A 20,349-nucleotide genomic window follows, 5' to 3' on the forward strand; every position below is an offset into this window, starting at 1 on the left:
CCAACAGGAGACCATGAATGACCTTGGCCAAAAAAATCGTGCTGCTGCTGATGGCGGCTGGAATGCTGGTTGCCGTCTTCCTCGAAAGCGTTCCGGCGCAAAGTGAGGAAATGAAACACGACATGGGTGCCATGGCGACGGATGCGACCAGCCCTTCGACGGAAGGCTACAAGGCGGCGATGGACAAGATGCATGCCGACATGATGGCGTCCGACTATACCGGCAATGCCGACGTCGATTTCGTCAGAGGCATGATCCCGCACCACCAGGGTGCCATCGACATGGCCAAGGTCGAACTTGCCAATGGCAAGGACCCGGAAATCCGCAAGCTGGCCGAAGGCGTCATCGCCGCGCAGGAAGCCGAGATCAAGCAGATGCAGACCTGGCTCGCCGCTCATCCGGTGAAGTAGCTTTCGGTAATTGCCAAGGCGGCGAGAACGCCTCTGGATTTCTCGCCCAGCCTGTGATGCGATCCGGCCGAACTGGAGCCCGCCATGCCGTCGACCATCAGAACCACCAAACTGCCCTCAGGCGAAGCCGTTCAGGTGCTTGGCCAGGGCACATGGAAGATGGGCGAGGATAACAGTCGCCGCACCTCTGAGGTCAACGCTCTCAAGCTCGGCCTCGACCTCGGCATCACGTTGATCGACACCGCCGAAATGTATGCCAGCGGCGGCGCCGAGGAGGTGGTGGCCGAAGCCATTGCCGGGCGCCGCGACGAGACCTTCCTGGTTTCGAAAGTTCTGCCATCAAATGCTTCGCGCGCGGGCGTGCAGCGCGCCTGCGAAAATAGCCTGAAGCGCCTGCGCACCGACCACATCGATCTCTATCTCTTGCATTGGCCGGGCAGCGTACCGTTGGTGGAGACGGTCGCGGCTTTCGAGGCCTTGAAAAAGGCCGGCAAGATTCGCCACTGGGGCGTCAGTAATTTTGACACCGACGAGATGGAAGAGCTGATTGGCCTGCCAGGTGGCGACAATGTCCAGACCAACCAGGTGCTCTACAATCTGGTCCGGCGTGGGCTCGAATTCGACCTGGCGCCCTGGGGCCGGCAGCGCAACATTCCGCTGATGGCCTATTCGCCGGTTGAGCAGGGCGCGTTGGCGCGCAATGCCGGGCTCGACGCCATCGCCACCCGCCACGATGCGACCGCGGCACAGATCGCCCTGGCCTGGGTGATGCATCAGAAAGGCGTCATCGCCATCCCGAAGGCCAGCAGCCAGGAGCATGTCCGCCAGAATGTCGCCGCGCTCGACATCAAGCTGACGCCGCAGGACATCGCCGATCTTGACCGCGCCTTCCCGCCGCCGGCGCGCAAGCGCGGGCTGGAGATGATCTGACTACGGCCCCGCCAGCCCTTTTAGCCGGTAGAGCGCTTCCAGCGCCTCCCGTGGCGTCATTTCGTCCGGGTTGATGTCGCCAAGTGCCGCGCCCACCGCGTCGCTCTTGACCGGCTTCGGTGCTTCCCGCCTCACCGCCACCGAAAACAGCGGCAAATCGTCGACGAGGCGGTTGGTCTTGCCGGAAACCTCGCCCTCTTCCAATTGGTGCAGGACTTCCTTGGCCCGGTCGACCACCGCTTCCGGCAGGCCGGCCAGCCGCGCGACCTGCACGCCGTAGGAGCGGTCGGCGGCGCCCTTGCCGACCTCGTGCAGGAAGACGACGTCGTTTTCCCATTCTTTGACCCGCATGGTGACATTGTGCAGCCGCGCCAGCTTGCCGGCCAGCGAGGTCATTTCGTGAAAGTGAGTAGCGAAGATCGCCCGGCAGCGGTTCTTCTCGTGCAGATATTCGACCGCCGCCCAGGCGATCGACAGGCCGTCGAAAGTGGCGGTGCCGCGGCCGATCTCGTCGAGGATCACCAGTGCGCGCTCTCCGGCCTGATTGAGGATCGCCGCCGTCTCGACCATCTCGACCATGAAGGTCGAGCGGCCGCGCGCCAGATCGTCCGAGGCGCCGACACGCGAGAACAGCCGGTCGACGACGCCGATATGGGCCGAGGTCGCCGGCACGAAGGAGCCGGTCTGGGCCAGGATGGCGATCAGCGCGTTTTGCCGCAGGAATGTCGACTTACCGCCCATGTTGGGGCCGGTCAGGAGCCAGATCGCGCCGTTCCTGGCGCTCCCCTCCGGCGACAGGTCGCAATCATTGGCAACGAACGAGCCTTCGCCCGAACGGCGCAAGGCCTGTTCGACCACCGGATGCCGCCCGCCCGCAATCTCGAAGGCAAGGCTGGAATCCACCACCGGCCGGCACCAGGCTTCGCTTTCCGAAAGCAGCGCGAGTGCCGCTGATACGTCGAGCACGGCCAGCGCGTCGGCGCCGGCACGGATTTTTTCCGCCTCACCAACCGCTTCCGCCGTCAGCGCATCGAAGGCCGACAGTTCGATGCTCAGCGCCCGGTCGGCGGCATTCGCGATCTTCGTCTCAAGCTCGGCAAGCTCGGTCGTCGTGAAGCGCATGGCGTTGGCCATGGTCTGGCGGTGGATGAAGCGCGCCTTGGCGCCATCGCTGCCGGTCATCACAGCATGATGGTTGGCGGTCACCTCGATATAGTAGCCGAGCACATTGTTGTGCCGGATTTTCAGCGAGCGGATGCCGGTCTCGTCGATCAGCGAGCGTTCCAGCCCGGCGATCACTTTTCGCGATTCGTCGCGCAGCGCCCGCATCTCGTCGAGATCAGCATGGTAGCCGCCGCGCACGAAGCCGCCGTCACGCTTGAGCAGCGGCAGTTCGTCGCCAAGCGCCTGTATCAGATGCTGCGAAAGCGCTTGGGGCAGTGCATGGATGGCGGCGAGTGCGGCCGTCAATTCCTGCGGCAGGGCGGTCGCGGCGAAGATTTCGGCGATCGCGGCAGCCGCCTCGAAACCGGCGCGCAGCGCGCCGAGATCGCGCGGCCCGCCCCGGTTGAGCGCCAGCCTGGACAGCGCGCGGGGCATGTCGGCAACGCTCTTCAGGCTCGCCCGCACCGCCTGGCAAAGCCGCGTTTCGGAACGGAAGAACGACACCGAATCCAGCCTGGCGCCGATCGCAGCCGGGTCGGTCAGCGGCGCCATCAGCCGGTCGGCGAGCAGCCTTGCGCCGCCGCCCGTCACCGTGCGGTCGATCGCCTTGAACAGCGAGCCGTCGCGGCTGCCCGACAGTGTGCGCAGCAGTTCCAGATTGCCGCGTGTCGCCGGGTCGATGAAAAGGGTCGAACCCTGCTCCTCGCGTTCGGGCCGCGACAGCGGCGGGCGCTCGGCTTTCTGCGTCTTTTCGACATAGGCGATGGCGCCCGAGATCGCCGACAGTTCGGCGCGCGAAAAGGCGCCAAACGAGTCCGGCGTCGCCACATCGAAGAAGCGGGCGATGCGCCCTGTCGCCGACGCCGAATCGAACAGTGACGGTGGTTGCGGGCTGGCGACGCGGCCGAGCACGTCGAACACCGGCTTCAGCTCCGGGTCGTGGAACACCGGCTCGGCAACGATCAACTCGCGCGGATCGACGCGGAAGATGTCGGCCAGCAGCCGGTCGGCGGTGGTGTCGGTGACGCGGAAGGCGCCGGTCGAGATGTCGATCCAGGCCAGCGCGAAGGAGTGGTCCGCTCCGCCTTTCACCCGCCCCAGTGCCATCAGGAAGCTCGATTCCGACGGCGCCAGCAATTTGTCCTCGGTGATAGTGCCAGGCGTCACCAGCCGCACCACGTCGCGGCGCACCACCGATTTGCCGCCGCGTTTCTTGGCTTCGGCCGGATCCTCGATCTGTTCGCAGACGGCAACGCGGAAACCCTGGCCGATCAGCTTTTGCAGATAGTCGTCGGCGGCATGCACCGGCACGCCGCACATCGGAATGTCGAGCCCTTGATACTTGCCGCGCTTGGTCAGCACGATGCCCAGTGCCCGGCTCGCCTTTTCGGCGTCGTCGAAGAACAGCTCGTAGAAATCGCCCATGCGGTAGAACAGCAGCGAATCGGGGTTAGCCGCCTTGATCTCGATGAATTGCTCAATCATCGGCGTGGCGCCGGCGTGGGCGGTCGGCACCGGCGTCATCGCCTCGGGGGCGTCTGGCTCGTTCGGGCTATGCATGTTCATACGCGGCACGCTAGCAGATGTGATGGTGCGGTTTAATGCCGGCGCTTCGAAAAACAGGGGACGACGGGACGGCGACTTGTCCGCAATTGCCGATGCGAACGGCGATTCCAGCACACTGGCGGTTTACACGCGGCAGCGCGTGGTCTTAATTCGGGCCGAAACAAAGCACCCGCTTCAACGAGGTGCTGCACCGGCGAGGAAATCAAGAACATCATGGCCAGGAAAACCGAGAACAGCGGTCCGTCCGTCAGCGCGCAGGAAGCGCTCGAATTCCACGCCATGGGGCGCCCCGGCAAGCTGGAGGTCGTCGCCACCAAGCCGATGGCGACGCAACGCGACCTCAGCCTCGCCTATTCGCCTGGCGTCGCGGTTCCTGTCCTGGCCATCGCCGAAGACCCCTCGCGCGCCTTCGACTACACGACGCGCGGCAACATGGTCGCCGTCATCTCCAACGGCACGGCCATCCTGGGCCTCGGCAACCTCGGCGCGCTGGCCTCCAAGCCGGTGATGGAGGGCAAGGCGGTGCTGTTCAAGCGCTTCGCCGATGTCGATTCCATCGATCTCGAGGTCGATACCGAGGACGCCGACGAGTTCATCAACTGCGTGCGTTTCCTCGGGCCCTCTTTCGGCGGCATCAATCTCGAGGACATCAAGGCGCCGGAATGCTTCATCATCGAGCAGCGCCTGCGCGAATTGATGGACATCCCGGTCTTCCATGACGACCAGCACGGCACCGCGATCATCTCGGCCGCCGGCCTGATCAACGCGCTGGAGATCACCGGCCGCGACATGAAGACCACGAAAATGGTCTGCAACGGCGCTGGCGCCGCCGGCATCGCCTGCATCGAGCTGATGAAGGCGATGGGTTTTGCGCCCGAAAACATCACCTTGTGCGACACCAAGGGCGTGGTTTTCCAAGGCCGCACCGAAGGCATGAACCAGTGGAAGTCGGCGCATGCAGTCAAGACCGAGGCACGCAGCCTCGCCGAGGCGCTCGACGGCGCCGACGTCTTCCTCGGCCTCTCCGCCAAGGGCGCGCTGACCACCGCCATGGTGCAGTCGATGGCCAAGAACCCGATCATCTTCGCCATGGCCAATCCCGACCCGGAAATCACGCCGGAGGAGGTCGCTGAAATCCGCACAGACGCCATCATGGCCACAGGGCGTTCTGATTATCCCAATCAGGTCAATAACGTGCTCGGCTTCCCCTATATCTTCCGCGGTGCGCTGGATGTCAGGGCAACCACCATCAATGACGACATGAAGATCGCCGCCGCCCAGGCGCTGGCGGCACTGGCGCGCCAGGACGTGCCAGACGACGTCGCCGCCGCCTATCAGGGCAACCGGCCGAAATTCGGCCCCAACTACATCATTCCGGTGCCGTTCGATCCGCGCCTGATCTCGGCCATCCCGATTGCGGTCGCCAAGGCGGCGATGGATTCCGGCGTCGCCCGCAAGCCGATCCTCGATCTCGATCGTTACGCGCAGGAACTCTCCGCCCGCCGCGACCCGATCGCTTCGACCCTGCAGCGCATCTACGACCGCGTGCGCCGCCAGCCCAAGCGCATCGTCTTCGCCGAGGGCGAGGAGGAGCAGGTCATGCGGGCCGCCGTCTCCTATGTGAATCAGAAGCTCGGCACCGCCATCCTGCTCGGCCGCGACGACGTCATCAAGGAAAACGCCAAGCACGCCGGCATCGACCTCAACAAGCAAGGCATCGAGATCATCAATGCAAGGCTGTCGCGCCGCAACGGCATCTACACCGACTATCTCTACGAGCGCATGCAGCGCAAAGGCTTCCTGTTCCGTGACTGCCAGCGGCTGATCAACAACGACCGCAACCACTTCGCAGCCTGCATGGTGGCGCTGGGCGACGCCGACGGCATCGTCACCGGCGTCACCCGCAACTATTCGACAGCACTCGACGACATCCGCCGCGTCATCGACGCCAAGCCCGGCCACCGCGTCATCGGTGTCTCGATCGTGCTGGCGCGGGGCAGGACCGTGCTTGTCGCCGATACCGCCGTGCACGATATGCCCAATGCCGAGCAGATCGCCGACATCGCCGAGGAGGCCGCAGGCTTTGCCCGCCGCATGGGCTACGAGCCACGGCTCGCCATGCTCGCCTATTCCACCTTCGGCCATCCACAGGGCGAACGCTCCGAACGCGTCCAGGAAGCGGTGCGCATTCTCGACAAGCGTCGTGTCGATTTCGAATATGACGGCGAAATGGCCGCCGACGTCGCCCTCAACGCGCGGGCCATGGCGCAATATCCCTTCATCCGTCTGACCGGCCCGGCCAATGTGCTGATCATGCCGGCGTTCCACTCGGCCTCGATCTCGACCAAGATGCTGCAGGAACTCGGCGGCTCGACGGTCATCGGTCCGCTGCTGGTCGGCCTGAACAAGCCGGTTCAGATTGTTTCGCTGAACGCCAAGGACAGCGATATCGTCAACATGGCGGCGATCGCGGCCTACACGGCGGGGACTTGAGGGGGGAGCCCTAGCGGTGAGTCCGCGAGGCGTTCAGCCGGGCGCGAACACGCGCGCGGCCTCGACGACCTCGTCGACCTGATCCTGGCGCAGCATGTCGATCGGGACGCGACCGTCGAGCTGCGCCGAGGGACGCGTCAGCCACAGCCATGCGAGCCTTGGATTGGTGATCAGCGACAGCACGTCGCGAATGCCTGCAACCGGCCGGCCGTCGACGAACTGCGCCAGCGGGAAGACATGTTTGCGGCCGCCCTTGCGCAAGGCGATGACCTCACCCCGCCGCTGCCAGCGGTGCAGGGTCGAGCGGGCGATGCGCAAATGCTCTTCCAGATAGGTTGAGCCGGCGACGCGGCCCGCCCAGTCCTCGATCAGCATCGATTCGAGATCGTCGGACTTTGGTTGCGAAGGAGGCTCGACATCGGCCAACGGGGTCGTCGGCGGATTTGTCACGCCGGCAATACCGGCTTCGCTGCGGCGCGCGGCTTCCGCCGCCAGCGCGCGCACGAATTTCGAGGCCAGGCCGGGCAGGTCGGCATGGATGGCGTCGATGGCGCGCTGGTACTTCGGCGACAGCAAGGTGACGGCGGACGCTATGCTGCCGGCGATCTTGCCGACCGAGACCATGGTGGGCTTGTTGATGGCCTCGTCATAGTGGGCAAGCGCGCGTTCGACGTCCTCCGCGACCATCTCCGCGAAGTCGCCCTGCTTGAGGCCCTGGATCTGAAATCTGTTCATGCATCTGTCTTCTGGCCGCGCGCTCCCCCTCAGCTGCGGCCGATTGTTGAATTTCTAGTGCGGAAAACGGAAATCGCGGCGGCAACGAATCCGGGCGCACCGAAATGTCAGTCGCGGGACGCCCAGATTGCGTGTAGGTGCGATGTGTGACAACAGCGCGACGGTGAGAAGCGGTCCGCGCAGCGGACGAAAAGCCAATTGCTTGGCTTTTCGAGCTTCGAACGCCCTGAGCCTGCGAAGGGCAGCGGCGCGACCGGCCGCCTACGGCACAAGCGCCGGGCTTAAGGTTACAGCAACCCCGCCTGCTCAGCCTCGCGGCGCAGATTCTGCCGTGGCCTGGGGCCGATCTGCTGGATCACCAATCCGGCCGCCAGTGAGCCAAGGTCGCCGCAGGTCTGCAGGTCGCGGCCTTGCGTGTAGCCATGCAGGAAGCCGGCGGCATAGAGATCGCCGGCGCCTGTCGTATCGACCAGTTCCTTGATGGCGGTCGCCTTGATCACCACCGTCTCGTCGCCGCGCACGATGACGGAGCCTTTTTCCGAGCGGGTCACGGCGGCGATCCTGCAATCCTTGCGGATCTGCGCCAGCGCCTCGTCGAATGACGATGTCTGGTAGAGCGACTTGATCTCGTGGCTGTTGGCAAAGACGATATCGACCGTGCCCGAGCGCATCAGGTCGAGGAATTCGTCGCGGTAGCGGTCGACGCAGAACGAATCCGACAGCGTCATCGACACTTCGCGGCCTGCCGCGTGCGCCAGCTTCGCCGTCTGGCGGATTGCCTCCTTGGCGCGCGGCGGGTCCCACAGATAGCCTTCGAAATAGGTGACCTTGGCGCCAGACGCCTTGTCCGCTTCGACATCCTCAGGGCCAAGCTCGACGCAGGCGCCGAGATAGGTGTTCATCGAGCGCTCGCCGTCGGGCGTGACGAAGATCATCGAGCGCGCCGTCGGCGGCTCGCCCTTGAGCGGCGTGGTGTCGAAGGCGACGCCCTGCGCGTGGATGTCGTGGGCGTAGATTTCGCCCAGCGCATCGTTGGAGACCTTGCCGAAGAAGGCCGCGCGGCCGCCAAAGCTGGCGACACCGGCCGCCGTGTTGCCGGCGCTGCCGCCGGACGCTTCGATCGCCGGGCCCATGCGGCTGTAGAGCAGTTCGGCGCGTTGTGTGTCGATGAGGTTCATCGCGCCCTTGATGATGCCGTTGGTCTCGAGGAATTCCTCGTCGCACTGGGCGATGATGTCGACAATGGCATTGCCGATGCAAAGCACGTCATAATCCGGCATCAAAATCTCCGCCAAAACCCGAGCCGGCTTCTTGCCACGCCGGCCGGGCGTGGTCTCGCGAGTTGAAATGGGTTGCCGCATGCGCTTGATCCAGCCGCCCTCACGCAGCTGCCGGTCCGGCTTCACGCAGCAAATCGTCAGCTTTGTCCGTCTTCTCCCAAGTGAACTCAGGCTCTTCACGCCCGAAGTGTCCGTATGTCGCCGTCTTGCGGTATATCGGCCGTAAGAGATCAAGCATCTTGATGATGCCTTTCGGTCGGAGATTGAAAACCTCGAGAACAAGGCGCTCGATCCTTTTTTCCTCGATCCTTGCGGTTCCGAAGGTATTGACCATGACAGAAACCGGACTGGCCACGCCGATCGCGTAGGCAAGCTGAACCTCGCAGACCTCCGCAAGGCCGCTGGCAACGATGTTCTTCGCGACATACCGGGCGGCATAGGCCGCCGAGCGGTCAACCTTGGATGGGTCCTTGCCCGAAAAGGCACCGCCGCCGTGACGCCCGGTCCCACCGTAGGAATCGACGATGATCTTCCGTCCTGTGAGGCCGCAGTCGCCGGCAGGCCCACCGACCACGAACCGCCCTGTTGGGTTGACCAGAAATCTGATCCCCGAAGTATCCAGGTGGGCCGGCAGGACCGGTTTTATGATCTCCTCAATGACGCCTTCGCGGACCGTGGCTTGTGAGACCGCTTCGTCATGCTGCGTTGACAGGACTATGGTATCCAGCGCCACCGGGCGGAGCCCTTCGTAGCGTACCGACACTTGAGATTTCACGTCCGGACGCAGCCAGCCAAGCTGTCCCGCTTTCCGGACCTCGGCCTGTCTTTTCGTCAAATGGTGAGCGAGTTGGATCGGCAGGGGCATCAATGTATCCGTCTCGTTGCATGCGAATCCAAACATGATGCCCTGATCCCCTGCCCCTTGCCCGAGATCCTGCCCTCGTCCTTCATCAACGCCCTGGCTTATGTCGGGCGACTGCTCGGTGAGGGCCAGAACGACGGCGCAACGTCGACCATCAAAGCCAATCGCATCATCGTCGTAGCCAATATCGAGTATCGTATCGCGGGCGACTTGGCTGTAATCGATGTGGGCATGGCTGGTGATCTCGCCAGCCACAACGACCATCCCCGTCTTCACCAACACTTCACAGGCGACGCGCGCCTTCGGATCGGTGCGCAGGACCGCATCGAGAATGGCATCGGAGATGTTGTCTGCCATCTTATCGGGGTGTCCCGCGCCGACGGATTCGGAAGAGAACACGAACTGCCTGGTCATAAAAATGCCCTCGCTTCAAGTGCTGGAGTTAGTGAGGAGTTTCTGGATTGGGGTGGCTTATCGGTCGGGGATGCCGGGAACATCGAACGCAGTGCAGAAGTCGGCAACGTCTCTTCGTACGCTCGCATGAACTTCCTGGTCATCGGGCTGGCGGCAGACCGAGTCGATGAAAGCGGCGATCTGCACCATCTCCGTTTCGCGCATGCCCATGGACGTCACCGCTGGTGTCCCTAAGCGGATGCCGCTTGTCAGCGCCGGATGCCGCCGGTCGCCCGGGACCATATTGAAATTCGCAATGATGCCTGCACGCGATAAGCGCTCCGCATAGGCTTTGCCTGACAGCGACCGGTCCCGAAGATCAAGGATCAGCATGTGATTGTCAGTGCCCCCGGTGACGAGTTCATAACCTCGCTCCAGAAGTGCCTGGGCCAGAGCCTTGGCGTTGTGGACGATCTGCTGACCGTAGACACGAAAGGACGAGTTCGCTGCTTCCTGCAAAGCGACGGCAAGCGCGGCGATAGTATTCATATGCGGTCCGCCTTGCAGAAGAGGGAACACGGCGCGGTCTATACGTTTGGCCAGATTGTGTTTGCTCTTCGGATGATGGAGGGGCTGATAACGGTCTTCATTCCTTGATAAAATGAAGCCACCCCGGGGACCGCGGATCGACTTGTGAGAGGTGCTGGTGACCACATCGCAATGGGACACGGGGTTCGGATGCACTCCTGCGACAACCAGGCCGCAGATGTGGGCGATGTCAGCCACCAGATACGAGTTCACCTCCGAAGCAATTTCGGCCATTGCCGCGTAGTCAAAAATACGCGGATAAGCAGTTCCGCCGACCCAAATTAGCTTCGGGCGTTCCCGCTTGGCGGTCTCGCGCAAGTGGTCATAGTCAATTTGCTGTGTCTTTTCGTGCAGCCTGTACGGGACGCGCTGATAATCGCTGCCGGAAAAATTGACGGACCAACCGTGAGTCAGATGGCCGCCTTCGGGTAAAGGCAAGCCCATGACTTTGTCACGGGGGCTCAAAAGCGCGCGATAGACAGCCTGGTTGGCTGGCGAGCCTGAATAAGGCTGGACGTTGGCATGTTCACTGCCAAATAGCGCTTTCAGGCGCTCGATCGCGAGGGTCTCAAGCTCATCGACGATCTCGTTTCCGGCGTAGTAGCGCGCACCGGGGTATCCCTCGGCATACTTGTTGGTGAAAATCGACCCGGTCGCTTCCAACACCGCCGAGGAGGCAAAGTTCTCGGAGGCGATCAGTTTGAGAGTTGTCCGCTCCTGACGCTCCTGTCTTAGAAGCAGTTCGTGAACGCGGGAGTCGACGGCGGCTAAGTGAGGCCGCCCGTAAGTGTCGGGCTGCGCGATGGCGCCGCCGGCGGAGTTATCCATGGTAGTCGCGCTCCATTTGGACTGATCTATTTCACGATCAAGCAGGCGGTCCCTTCAACCGCGCGTCTTGTATTGCTTCCAGGCGTTGTAGGTCTCTTTTATGATGGCCATCATCGTGGGGCAGGAGATCGACCACCAATTGAGCCAGCTCGCCATCCTTGCCTCCTGCTTGCATATGGTACGAAGACTGCGGACGTTGTTCGTTGCAGCAAAGAAAGTTGGCTCTGACCAGCCGCCGAACGTGGCGTCGAACCTGCTCGCGAGGCAGACCGGTAATATCGGCCAGCTCGCCGACGGTTAGATCCGCATGCGCGCAAAGGCCCAGGATTCGAAGGCGATCAAGATGCGCTGCCGTCCTTAGGCGATTTACCAGTGTCAACATTGGTTAGCATCAACCCGGACGGGATGCAGCAAGCCGCTAGCCCTTCTATCCCCATCAATCCGCATGAGACCTCTCTCGTCATTTGCTGTAAATCCGCTGGTATGGATGCTAATGGAAGATAGATCACAGTCCTTTCTACGACTAAGACGCCAGATATTGGGGCTAATGTACCACCTGACAGGAGACTACACTCACGAACATTATGTGAATTTTTTTTAACGTTGCTGAGAATCAAGGGGGAGGTTTGGCGAATGTCTCGCCGTCGACTGTCGAATCCTGCCCGACGGGATTATAGGGTGCGTAGCCTGCTTGTCCTTTCCACATGACCAGCGACGATGGGGCGAAGGCGGCAGACATAGCTCTGGAGCATGCTGCGGTATCTTTGGCCTGAAGCCGAGGAAGGCGGACCGTGGCTTCCGCGCCGCTGCCGGGAGCCCGCGAACAGGCCAAGTGGATCAGCCGGGTGTTGCCGTCATAGAGCGTGAGACCCAAAGCTGGCCAGCCGCGCCCTGAGGCTGACGCACCGCTCAGCGTCCACCTTGCTCTCGAAGCCCATCGGCATAGCGCCGATAACGACTTGACCGCGTGCGTGTCGACGAGCGATCGGTGAGCGCAAGGATCGAGGGTGCAGTGCAGGATAATGCTGTTTTAAATCAGCGCTGTTTTCAGCCGACTGCCTTGAGCGTGGCACGAGGATATAGGCCCAAGGCAGGAGATCATCGTCTGCTGTTCGGGAGGCCGCCCTGGGCGCGCGACAGCCGTTCCTTCGGCTGCGCCGCTCCGCCACCATCCGCGCCGTGCCTTCCGGAGACCATTCCCGCTACCGGCCGGCGCCCGTGAAAACCTCGACCCGGCGCACCGGCTCGAGATGGCTGGGCTCAGCGTAACTCTGAAGTCGTCATATACCGAAGTCTTCACAGACTTCGGACATCCCCCTCACAGTCCGATCCAGATGGCGTCAGGAACACCGCTTGCGTTGATGCGGATGAACCCCTGCTTGTGCCACAATGACCCTTATGTCAGCGCGCGAGCCAAAGCTTCCGCGCAAGGCGACGGCTAGGATAAGGCAATGCCGACGAAGGGCACATTGCTTGCCACACTCTGGAATGATGGCATGCTCGGAAGGCCTAGGCTTTGCTCAGGGCCGCCTGCAAGGCGCGCTTTGAGGTTATTCACATAGCCTTCTGCGTAGTCCTGCGCCGTCGAGACCGAAAGATCAATGCCTGCCGCCAAGGCCTCTTCCATCAGGTGCTTTACGAGCCCATTTCGAATGGCCAGCTTGACCTCGGGGCCTGCGATAAGGCCGATCGCCTGCGCGGCCATATTGAGGCCAGCTTCCTCCAGCGCTCGCTTCATATCGCCTCCGTTAATGGCCGTACGCAGGAGATTGGCTGCTTGCGACTCAGCCTCGAGAACCATCGAGGCAAGATCGGCTACTTGTCCGAGGCCCGGAATGAAGCTGAGCAGTCCCACCGCCGTTGCCGCCAAGTCGAGCACTTTCGTCTCGATTTTGAGCACGGAGTCGACGACGTGCATGACGGCCCCGCCGTTCTTTTTGGCTGACTTAATGTCAGGCTGGTCCATCAGGCCCATCTTCATGTCCGCGACGGCATTCTGCTCTTCTGCGGTTTGGGCGCCGTGGGTGATTGGCTGCTGAACGTTGCGGTTCGCAGACGACATGTTTGTGCAAAAATGGGCAAAGTCTTTTTTGCTGATATTGCCGGAATCAACCGTATGCCCGCCGCCAAAGTCGAAGAATTTATGATGGGTCTTATAGCCCGTGATCGAATTGTTCAGGAGGCCAAACAAAAGAGGATCTGAAAGGAGCTGAGAGGCTGCTTCCCGCACTTTCGGATCAAGGCTCTTGTCGTCTTTCATTTTCGCCAGTTTGTCGCGAGTCAGAACACCGCTTCCAAAGAACGTGTCCTGATGGTCCTTGATCATCTCGACCGTATTCAGCTCAGTTTGCGTGAGGCTCATCGACGATGAGGCGACTTGCAGGAAATCCTCTTTGTGCATCTTCCCTTTCGAGCCACCGCACAACTGGTTCCAAGCATCGGGGTGATCGAGGAAATATTGCGCCGCCGCAATGACCTGGGGCGGAAATTTGCCGTTTTTCGATTCGCCGCCGACCATTTTCTTGAACTCATCCAGACTCAGGTCCTTGGACAGATTTTCGGAGTACCGGTAAAACTCCCGCAAGGCATCGCTCAAGGTCATGACCGAAGGCTGCAAACCTCCGCTGCCGTCGGATGGTATGTAGTTCTGCTCGTAGCTTCGCGCTTGGGCTTCCTGAAATGCAGCAACTTGTGGGTGGTGGTTTGAAAATCCGGCCAAGTCCTTGGCGTTGATCTTGCCTCCACAGCGGCCGTCGCCCTGCGAGCCAATCGCATAAAAAAGTCCCGAATCCTGCTGCAGTCCCTGGATCGCCGCTTTCAGATCCGGTGGCGTAGAGGGATCATTGGCTTTGTCGGTCAACGACTTCCAAGTAAGCGGGCATTGGTCCTTGTGACGGTTGAGTACCGCAACAATCTGCAACTCAGCCGTGGTCAGCGACCCACCGTTCCACGTGATTCCGGGGCTCGGCCTGGGAGCCGGCTCGATCTTCGGAGTGACGCCGAGCAGATGTTGGGCTTCAGTCGCCTTGGAGCGTTGCGATTGGTCCTCCTTGAGAGCCGCCCTCATATTTGGCGGCAGCAGATCCAGTGGGTGTTGCTCCAAGCCATTCAATGTCAAGACATCCGGTGCCAGATGGCCCAAAGGGTCCTGCCGCAATTTATCCATTGTCGAATCAAGATTCGACGCTGGCAGATCCCCTTGCGCGAAAGAGCCGGGCTTGTCTGCCAGCACACAAGTGGACAGCATCGCTTCGAAGCACGATGCACTTTGCTGATGCTGGGTCGCAAAATGGGAAACTTTCAGGCCCGGCCAACCCCTTGCGGACTGTAGCGAATTTGAGCGGTAGAAAGTTGAAAGATTACTGGCCGACATTATGCATCCTCAGACGTGACGTTGAAATCCCCACAAGAGACCCCGACAGAAGATCCCTTGCGTTTCACAAAATTCGACAATTCCAAGCGTCGGCAGGTCACGAATGCGCCTGCCCTGCCTTCAATTGCTGTGTTCCGGGCCGGCTCCAAGGTTCGGTCCAACACAATGGCCGGAGTCACCGCGAGAGCTGCCGGGACTCATCATGAGCGGATTAGCTTTCGAGAAACTGACGAGTTTGCGAAGAGTTCACAAAGGGGTAGCCGCAGTCATGTTCTTCAGAGCTGCGGGAAATCCTCAATGTTCATTTCTTGCCCAGCTCAGGCTTCCCGCCAACGCTATCCTGTTGTGGGATGTCAGAAGAATAAGAAGCATCCGGTCGTCCGTCGCGAACGACCGTAGTGGAGGAGCCGCGAAACAAGATCAGCACTGATTCCTTTGGCGTTGCCGCTATGTGAGTCTGCGCCTGCGCCTGCGCCACCAAGCCGTTAAAGGTCTGCTCCACGAGTGCGACGAAGCGCGGTGGACCGGAAACGAAGACGAGGCCATTGCCTGGCACGGGTTTGACCACATAGCGCTCGTCGGAGATATCAAGCTTGTCGAGAGCCCCCTTGAACGCATCGAAGCGAATCGACGTCATCAAAAGCATTCGAGTTTGCGATTCTTGTGCAGCAGACACATAGAGCACAAGGCCGTCATAGTACCATTGTAGACCGTAAAGGTTCGTCAAGCGGTCGAGGAACGCGCGCGGTGGCAAATCAGGCATACGTCCGCGAATTCGCCCCTTCACCGCAGGACTGATGTTGACCCTGATATTCAGGTTGTTGCCGAATTCCTGCAACGCTGCAGCGAGCTCCTGATCCAGAACCGTGTATCTATAGGGTGTCGCCGGAAGGGACAGCGGGACTGCATGCGCCGGGTGAATCCCGGTGGACAGAAAAAACCCGGCACAAAGAAGTCTCAAAACATGCAGGGTGACGGGTTGGATAAGCGTTCTCGGCATGTCGCACTGATAAACCAAACGCTGAAATCATCACAAGTGACTAAATTGCCGAAGAGATTTTAGATTGTCGAAATGACGCCGCCGTTAGTCAGCTTGTTGTCAGCTTGCCCCCCTAGGAGTGTTGCGCCGACACCGGGTGATGAATGGGCGGGGCTCGCCCGGTCAGAGAGAGCAACCGAGTCCTTACATGATGATGCCTGTCACGTCGATCTCTGCCACTCTAACGGCTGGCCTCCCCAGGGTCGGATCACCGTCGATTGTCGAGCAGGCCCAGTTTGAGCGCGCCTTAGGGCATGCAGCCGACTCGCTGAAAAACGATGCCGCCGCGGGGCCAGCGAGTGCGGCGCCAGTTGCTGCGGCGATGGATGTTCAGCGCGCGGCTGCGCCGACGAGCGGCATGGGCGATCGCGTGTTGCAGACGATTTCCTCCCTATATCCACACAACACTGTTTCCTTCCCCGCGCTCGACCATGACATAGCCCTTTCGAAGGGCGCTCTACCGGGACCGGCGCAGAAGCTTCCCGTTCCAGGTGAGGCGGGAACCGGAATCTCGGGCATTCCCCAACAAGGGCAAGACTTCGAAACGATGATGGCTGGTCTTCGGGATGTTTACAACGGCGTCACCCAGGTGGCGCTTATCTCCAAAGGCGTCAGCGGCGTCACATCATCCGTGAATAAACTTTTGAAGGAAGGCTGAACCGCGCGCATGATTGGCTTGGCCGAGGGCGAAATCATGCGTGGCCTGTCAGGGTGGCGGTCGGTTAGACTTGTCATGCTGCCAGTTCTCGTCGCCCTCACTGCTTGCAAAGCCGACCTCTACACGCAATTGCAAGAGCGTGAGGCAAATGAAATGCTCGCACTTCTTGAAGACAACGGGGTCGCCGCGATCCGGGTGGTCGCCAAGGATGGAACCAGCACGATCCAGGTTGACGAAAAGCTGCTCGCCTTCTCAATCAACCTTCTGAACGCCAAGGGGCTGCCGCGCCAATCCTTCAAGAACCTCGGTGAGATATTCCAAGGATCAGGCCTGATTGCCTCGCCGACCGAAGAGCGTGCCCGTTACGTGTATGCCCTGAGCGAAGAGTTGTCGCGGACGATCAGCGATATCGATGGCGTTTTTTCTGTACGTGTTCACGTCGTGCTGCCGCATAACGACCTTGTGCGAGCCGGTGCCACGCCATCCTCGGCCTCGGTGTTTATCAGGCACGACGCAAAAACAAATGTCGCGGCTCTGCTGCCAAAGATAAAGATGCTTGTAGCCGACAGCATCGAAGGCCTGTCCTACGATAAGGTGGAAGTGGTTTTGGTGCCGGTAGAACGTTCCGCACACGAGCAACGGCCCGATCCGACTGCTGTTTTGCCACAAGCATCACTACCTCTTCCTGCGCCACTTCTGGCGACCGTAACAGGTTTTGCCGCAGCCGTATTCGCCGTGGCCTGTTATCTCTTGATCGGCGTTGTTACGCGTCGGCGCAAGCAATCAACCGGCGTTTCCAAGGTCGAGGGGCGCCGGGATGCTTCTGCTGTCGAGGCCATTCGCAAAAGAATGCCTGCAATTGGACGTGGGTGACATCTCATTGCCAATGCCTATACAGACCGCCCGACCTGATGGTCCGCACTTTCCGGGCGCGAGCGAGCTTGCGGCTTCGGCCCATCCAACCCGTCTTGCGGCGCGTCTTGATCCAGCGTTATCGGCCGAAACGTTAGTGAAGTTGCAGAAGTGTTCCAGACTGCATCCAAGGCTGGCAGAATTGCTGGGCAACGATGACGTGGATCTGAACCACATCGGCTGCAGGCCGGACCTTCTACGCGGGCATGATCCATATCGAGCGACCCTTCTTGCTGGTAGTATCTGGCATGCCCGTTCGCTGGTCGCGTTTGTCTCTCAGCCTGAGCTTGCCATCCTTGTTAAACGCATCGGCGTGGATGCACACGCATTCGGAATCCGACACCTGCTGCATGCTGTTGACAAAAGACTGATCTCGGACCCAGAAAAACTCGCTCAGCAAATCGAATACGATGGACACGCATGTCTTGGAGCTTGGCTCCAGGACAGTTCAGCGACCGAGCGTAACCGCGTGCTTCTTCGATTGCCCGAGGGGACTGCCGCGGAGACTCCAGCACATGAGCATTGGACCGCCGCCGGCCAATTGCTTTCACTTGTAGTAGCTCATTTTGAGACAGAGACCCCGGTGAAATGACAGTCGAACTTTCCGAGGGGCCAATAGCGCCGCAGATGCGTCCAGTCGGACCACTGATACCCGCGAGCGAGCTCGAAACCTGGCACAGCGCCGCGCAAGCCCTTGCCGCGGCAGAACGGCATCGGCAGCGCGTTCGAAACTGGGCACGCGCGGTTTACCAGCGGGCGTGGGCGCGCGGCCACATGGAGGGCTCGAATGCAGGCACCGAGGAGATGGCAGGGTTGATTGCGGAGACAATCTCCGAAATCGCGCGACGAAAGGCGGCTCTGGAGCAGGAATTGCCGCAGCTCGTGATGGAAATATTGAGCGATCTTATCGGCGCTTTCGATCCGGGCGAGCTATTGGTGAGGGCTGTTCGTCACGCCATAGAGTGTCAATACAGCGGCGCCGACGTTTGCCTTCATGTTTCTCCCATGCAAGTCGACATGCTTGCACGAGAGTTTGCTCGATGCGACGGCCAGGATGGTCGACCAAGGGTGCGGATCGAGCCCGACCCGACATTGTCGCCGCAACGCTGCGTGCTGTGGAGCGAGTACGGCAATGTTGACCTTGGACTTGACGCCCAGATGCGCGCGCTGCGCCTTGGTTTCGGGACGCTCTGTGAGAAAGGCGAGCTATGAGAAAGCCCGTCCCAGAACATAACGCTGACGCCCACACTCGAGCTCTCGTTCCAGCAATCTCGTCTTTGAGGGCTGCGGCCAAGCGAATTGACACGCGTGCGGTGCGCGGTCGGATCACGCGGGCTATCGGCACACTGGTTCATGCCGTCTTGCCAGACACTCGTATTGGGGAACTTTGCCTCCTAGAGGACCCGCGAACCGGGCTGTCGCTCGAGGCCGAGGTGATCGGCCTGTCGGGTGATGGTGTATTGCTGACACCGATCGGGGACTTGGTGGGCCTATCCAGCCGCGCAGAGGTCGTGGCCACTGGCCGAATGCGTGAGGTGCCCGTCGGCGGCGATTTGCTCGGTCGCGTGATCGACAGTCGTTGCCGCCCATTGGACGGCAAAGGCGAAATCAAGACCGTCGAAACTCGGCCCCTGCATGGCAGAGCCCCCAATCCGATGACGAGGCGCATGATTGAGCGGCCATTCCCGCTTGGGGTCCGTGTCCTCGATGGTCTGCTGACGTGCGGCGAGGGCCAGCGGATCGGGATTTATGGCGAGCCAGGTGGTGGCAAGTCGACGCTGTTGTCACAGATCGTAAAGGGTGCCGCCGCTGACGTCGTCATAGTGGCGCTCATAGGCGAACGTGGACGGGAAGTTCGTGAATTCATCGAAAGGAATCTTGGTGAAGAGGGCCTTCTCCGTACGGTCGTCGTGGTTGAAACATCCGACCGCTCGGCGGTAGAGCGTGCGCAATGCGCTCCAATGGCGACTGCGCTCGCGGAATATTTCCGCGATCAAGGCCTACGCGTTGCTCTCATGCTGGATTCGCTGACGCGCTTCTGCCGCGCTATGCGCGAAATAGGCCTTGCTGCGGGTGAGCCGCCGACGCGACGGGGCTTTCCTCCTTCCGTTTTTGGCATGCTGCCAGGCCTGCTCGAGCGCGCCGGCATGGGTGAGCGGGGCTCAATCACGGCCTTCTATACGGTGCTTGTAGAGGGTGATGGCACGGGTGATCCAATCGCCGAGGAATCGCGTGGTATTCTCGATGGCCATGTCATCCTCTCACGCGCTATTGCGGCGCGATCGCATTTCCCCGCTATTGATGTGCTGCAGAGTCGCAGCCGCGTCATGGATGCAGTCGTTTCGGGGACACATCGCAAGGCAGCATCCATTTTCCGCGAGCTCCTGTCGCGCTATGCCGAGACCGAGTTCTTGATCAATGTTGGCGAATACAAGCCAGGTGGAGATCCCCTGACTGACCGGGCTGTCGCGTCAATCGACGAACTGAGGGAGTTTCTGCGCCAGAGCGAAGATGACGCGTCAGATTTCGAGGAGACGGTCGCATGGATGTCGCGTCTGACCGCGTAAACTGGATTCAGTCTTCGAGTATACGGCTTCTGAAGGAAATGCAAGAGCGTCGTGCCCTTGGCGAGCTGTCCAAGAAGGAAGCCCAGCGCGATGTGGCCGCCTCAGCCGTACAAAATGCCTCTAGGGAGCTTGCAATGATACAGCAACATTGTTCAAGAAAAGAAGCAGCGCTCTATCAGCATCTGATGTCACTCGACAACTTGTCTAGCGCAGCGCTCGACCGTCACCGCCTTCACACTGAACAACTTGCCGCTGAGATCAATTCCAGACGGCAGATGCTTGATGATACCCAAATCGCTCAAGAGGAGGCTGAGATGGCGGCGTCCAGGACGAGGGAGCTATGGGTCATATGTTCGGCGGCAAGGGACAAATGGCAACAAATCGAGGACGACGTGCGGCGCGCCGTCGAGACTCATTCGGAGGCCGCAGCCGAGATCGAGGCCGACGATGAGATACTGCTGAAATATGCGAGGGGGTCGCTTGCCTAAATGCCGCGCAACCGGATCCGACGGTCGCAAGAGGTCGTCCGAATGACACGACCGTGCAGTCTT

The 20,349-nt window shown here is 60.9% G+C and carries 17 protein-coding genes; 9 read left to right on the forward strand and 8 right to left on the reverse strand.

Annotation, left to right across the window (positions count from 1 at the left end; genetic code table 11):
- Positions 1-17: 17 nt before the first annotated feature.
- Entirely contained in the window at positions 18-410 is a 393-nt protein-coding gene (locus tag EN943_RS02300) for a DUF305 domain-containing protein (RefSeq protein ID WP_127411352.1), read from the forward strand.
- 84 nt (positions 411-494) lie between these two features.
- The gene (locus EN943_RS02305) at positions 495-1,340 is read left to right on the forward strand and encodes an aldo/keto reductase (RefSeq protein ID WP_127411353.1); all 846 of its coding nucleotides are present in this window, start codon (positions 495-497) and stop codon (positions 1,338-1,340) included.
- Here EN943_RS02305 and mutS read toward each other — a convergent pair whose 3' ends face one another.
- A complete protein-coding gene (gene mutS / locus EN943_RS02310; protein WP_127411354.1) occupies positions 1,341-4,070 on the reverse strand; it encodes a DNA mismatch repair protein MutS in 2,730 nt (909 codons plus the stop codon).
- 213 nt (positions 4,071-4,283) lie between these two features.
- Here mutS and EN943_RS02315 point away from each other — a divergent pair, with 213 nt between their 5' ends.
- Entirely contained in the window at positions 4,284-6,563 is a 2,280-nt protein-coding gene (locus tag EN943_RS02315; RefSeq protein WP_127411355.1) for an NADP-dependent malic enzyme, read from the forward strand.
- Between the two features lie 33 nt (positions 6,564-6,596).
- Here the strand turns inward: EN943_RS02315 and EN943_RS02320 are convergent, their stop codons facing one another.
- The 7 genes from EN943_RS02320 to EN943_RS02350 form a co-directional block, all read right to left on the reverse strand.
- Entirely contained in the window at positions 6,597-7,298 is a 702-nt protein-coding gene (locus tag EN943_RS02320; protein WP_127411356.1) for an antitoxin Xre/MbcA/ParS toxin-binding domain-containing protein, read from the reverse strand.
- 287 nt (positions 7,299-7,585) lie between these two features.
- Positions 7,586-8,578 carry an adenosine kinase gene (locus EN943_RS02325; protein WP_027039710.1) on the reverse strand — a complete coding sequence of 331 codons (993 nt, stop codon included), beginning with the start codon at positions 8,576-8,578 and terminating at the stop codon, positions 7,586-7,588.
- Between the two features lie 100 nt (positions 8,579-8,678).
- Complete coding sequence (metK, locus tag EN943_RS02330) at positions 8,679-9,854, reverse strand: methionine adenosyltransferase (RefSeq protein ID WP_063169265.1); 1,176 nt, start codon at positions 9,852-9,854, stop codon at positions 8,679-8,681.
- A gap of 57 nt (positions 9,855-9,911) precedes the next feature.
- Complete coding sequence (gene glyA / locus EN943_RS02335; RefSeq protein ID WP_063169266.1) at positions 9,912-11,249, reverse strand: serine hydroxymethyltransferase; 1,338 nt, start codon at positions 11,247-11,249, stop codon at positions 9,912-9,914.
- A gap of 37 nt (positions 11,250-11,286) precedes the next feature.
- Positions 11,287-11,631 carry a helix-turn-helix domain-containing protein gene (locus tag EN943_RS02340; RefSeq protein ID WP_082826567.1) on the reverse strand — a complete coding sequence of 115 codons (345 nt, stop codon included), beginning with the start codon at positions 11,629-11,631 and terminating at the stop codon, positions 11,287-11,289.
- A gap of 1,056 nt (positions 11,632-12,687) precedes the next feature.
- On the reverse strand, positions 12,688-14,622 hold the full coding sequence (locus tag EN943_RS02345) for an HrpF/NolX family T3SS translocon protein (RefSeq protein ID WP_024505366.1): 1,935 nt from the start codon (positions 14,620-14,622) through the stop codon (positions 12,688-12,690).
- A gap of 301 nt (positions 14,623-14,923) precedes the next feature.
- Positions 14,924-15,622 (reverse strand): secretin N-terminal domain-containing protein, encoded by a 699-nt coding sequence (locus EN943_RS02350; RefSeq protein ID WP_024505367.1) that lies wholly within the window; start codon positions 15,620-15,622, stop codon positions 14,924-14,926.
- Between the two features lie 187 nt (positions 15,623-15,809).
- Here EN943_RS02350 and EN943_RS02355 point away from each other — a divergent pair, with 187 nt between their 5' ends.
- The 6 genes from EN943_RS02355 to EN943_RS02380 are packed head-to-tail and all read left to right on the forward strand — an operon-like array spanning position 15,810 to position 20,286.
- The gene (locus tag EN943_RS02355; protein ID WP_024505368.1) at positions 15,810-16,319 is read left to right on the forward strand and encodes a nodulation protein NolB; all 510 of its coding nucleotides are present in this window, start codon (positions 15,810-15,812) and stop codon (positions 16,317-16,319) included.
- A gap of 9 nt (positions 16,320-16,328) precedes the next feature.
- A complete protein-coding gene (gene sctJ / locus EN943_RS02360; RefSeq protein WP_024505369.1) occupies positions 16,329-17,192 on the forward strand; it encodes a type III secretion inner membrane ring lipoprotein SctJ in 864 nt (287 codons plus the stop codon).
- Entirely contained in the window at positions 17,137-17,823 is a 687-nt protein-coding gene (locus EN943_RS02365) for a nodulation protein NolU (protein WP_210326671.1), read from the forward strand. Before sctJ ends, EN943_RS02365 begins: the two co-directional genes overlap by 56 nt.
- A complete protein-coding gene (sctL, locus tag EN943_RS02370) occupies positions 17,820-18,443 on the forward strand; it encodes a type III secretion system stator protein SctL (protein WP_024505371.1) in 624 nt (207 codons plus the stop codon). The genes EN943_RS02365 and sctL overlap by 4 nt, the downstream gene beginning before the upstream one ends.
- Positions 18,440-19,798 (forward strand): type III secretion system ATPase SctN, encoded by a 1,359-nt coding sequence (sctN, locus tag EN943_RS02375; protein ID WP_063169268.1) that lies wholly within the window; start codon positions 18,440-18,442, stop codon positions 19,796-19,798. Before sctL ends, sctN begins: the two co-directional genes overlap by 4 nt.
- Positions 19,774-20,286 carry a hypothetical protein gene (locus EN943_RS02380; RefSeq protein ID WP_063169269.1) on the forward strand — a complete coding sequence of 171 codons (513 nt, stop codon included), beginning with the start codon at positions 19,774-19,776 and terminating at the stop codon, positions 20,284-20,286. The genes sctN and EN943_RS02380 overlap by 25 nt, the downstream gene beginning before the upstream one ends.
- The last annotated feature ends 63 nt before the right edge of the window (positions 20,287-20,349 follow it).

The organism is Mesorhizobium sp. M7A.F.Ca.US.006.01.1.1, assembly GCF_003997935.1.
Taxonomy (GTDB): Bacteria; Pseudomonadota; Alphaproteobacteria; order Rhizobiales; family Rhizobiaceae; genus Mesorhizobium.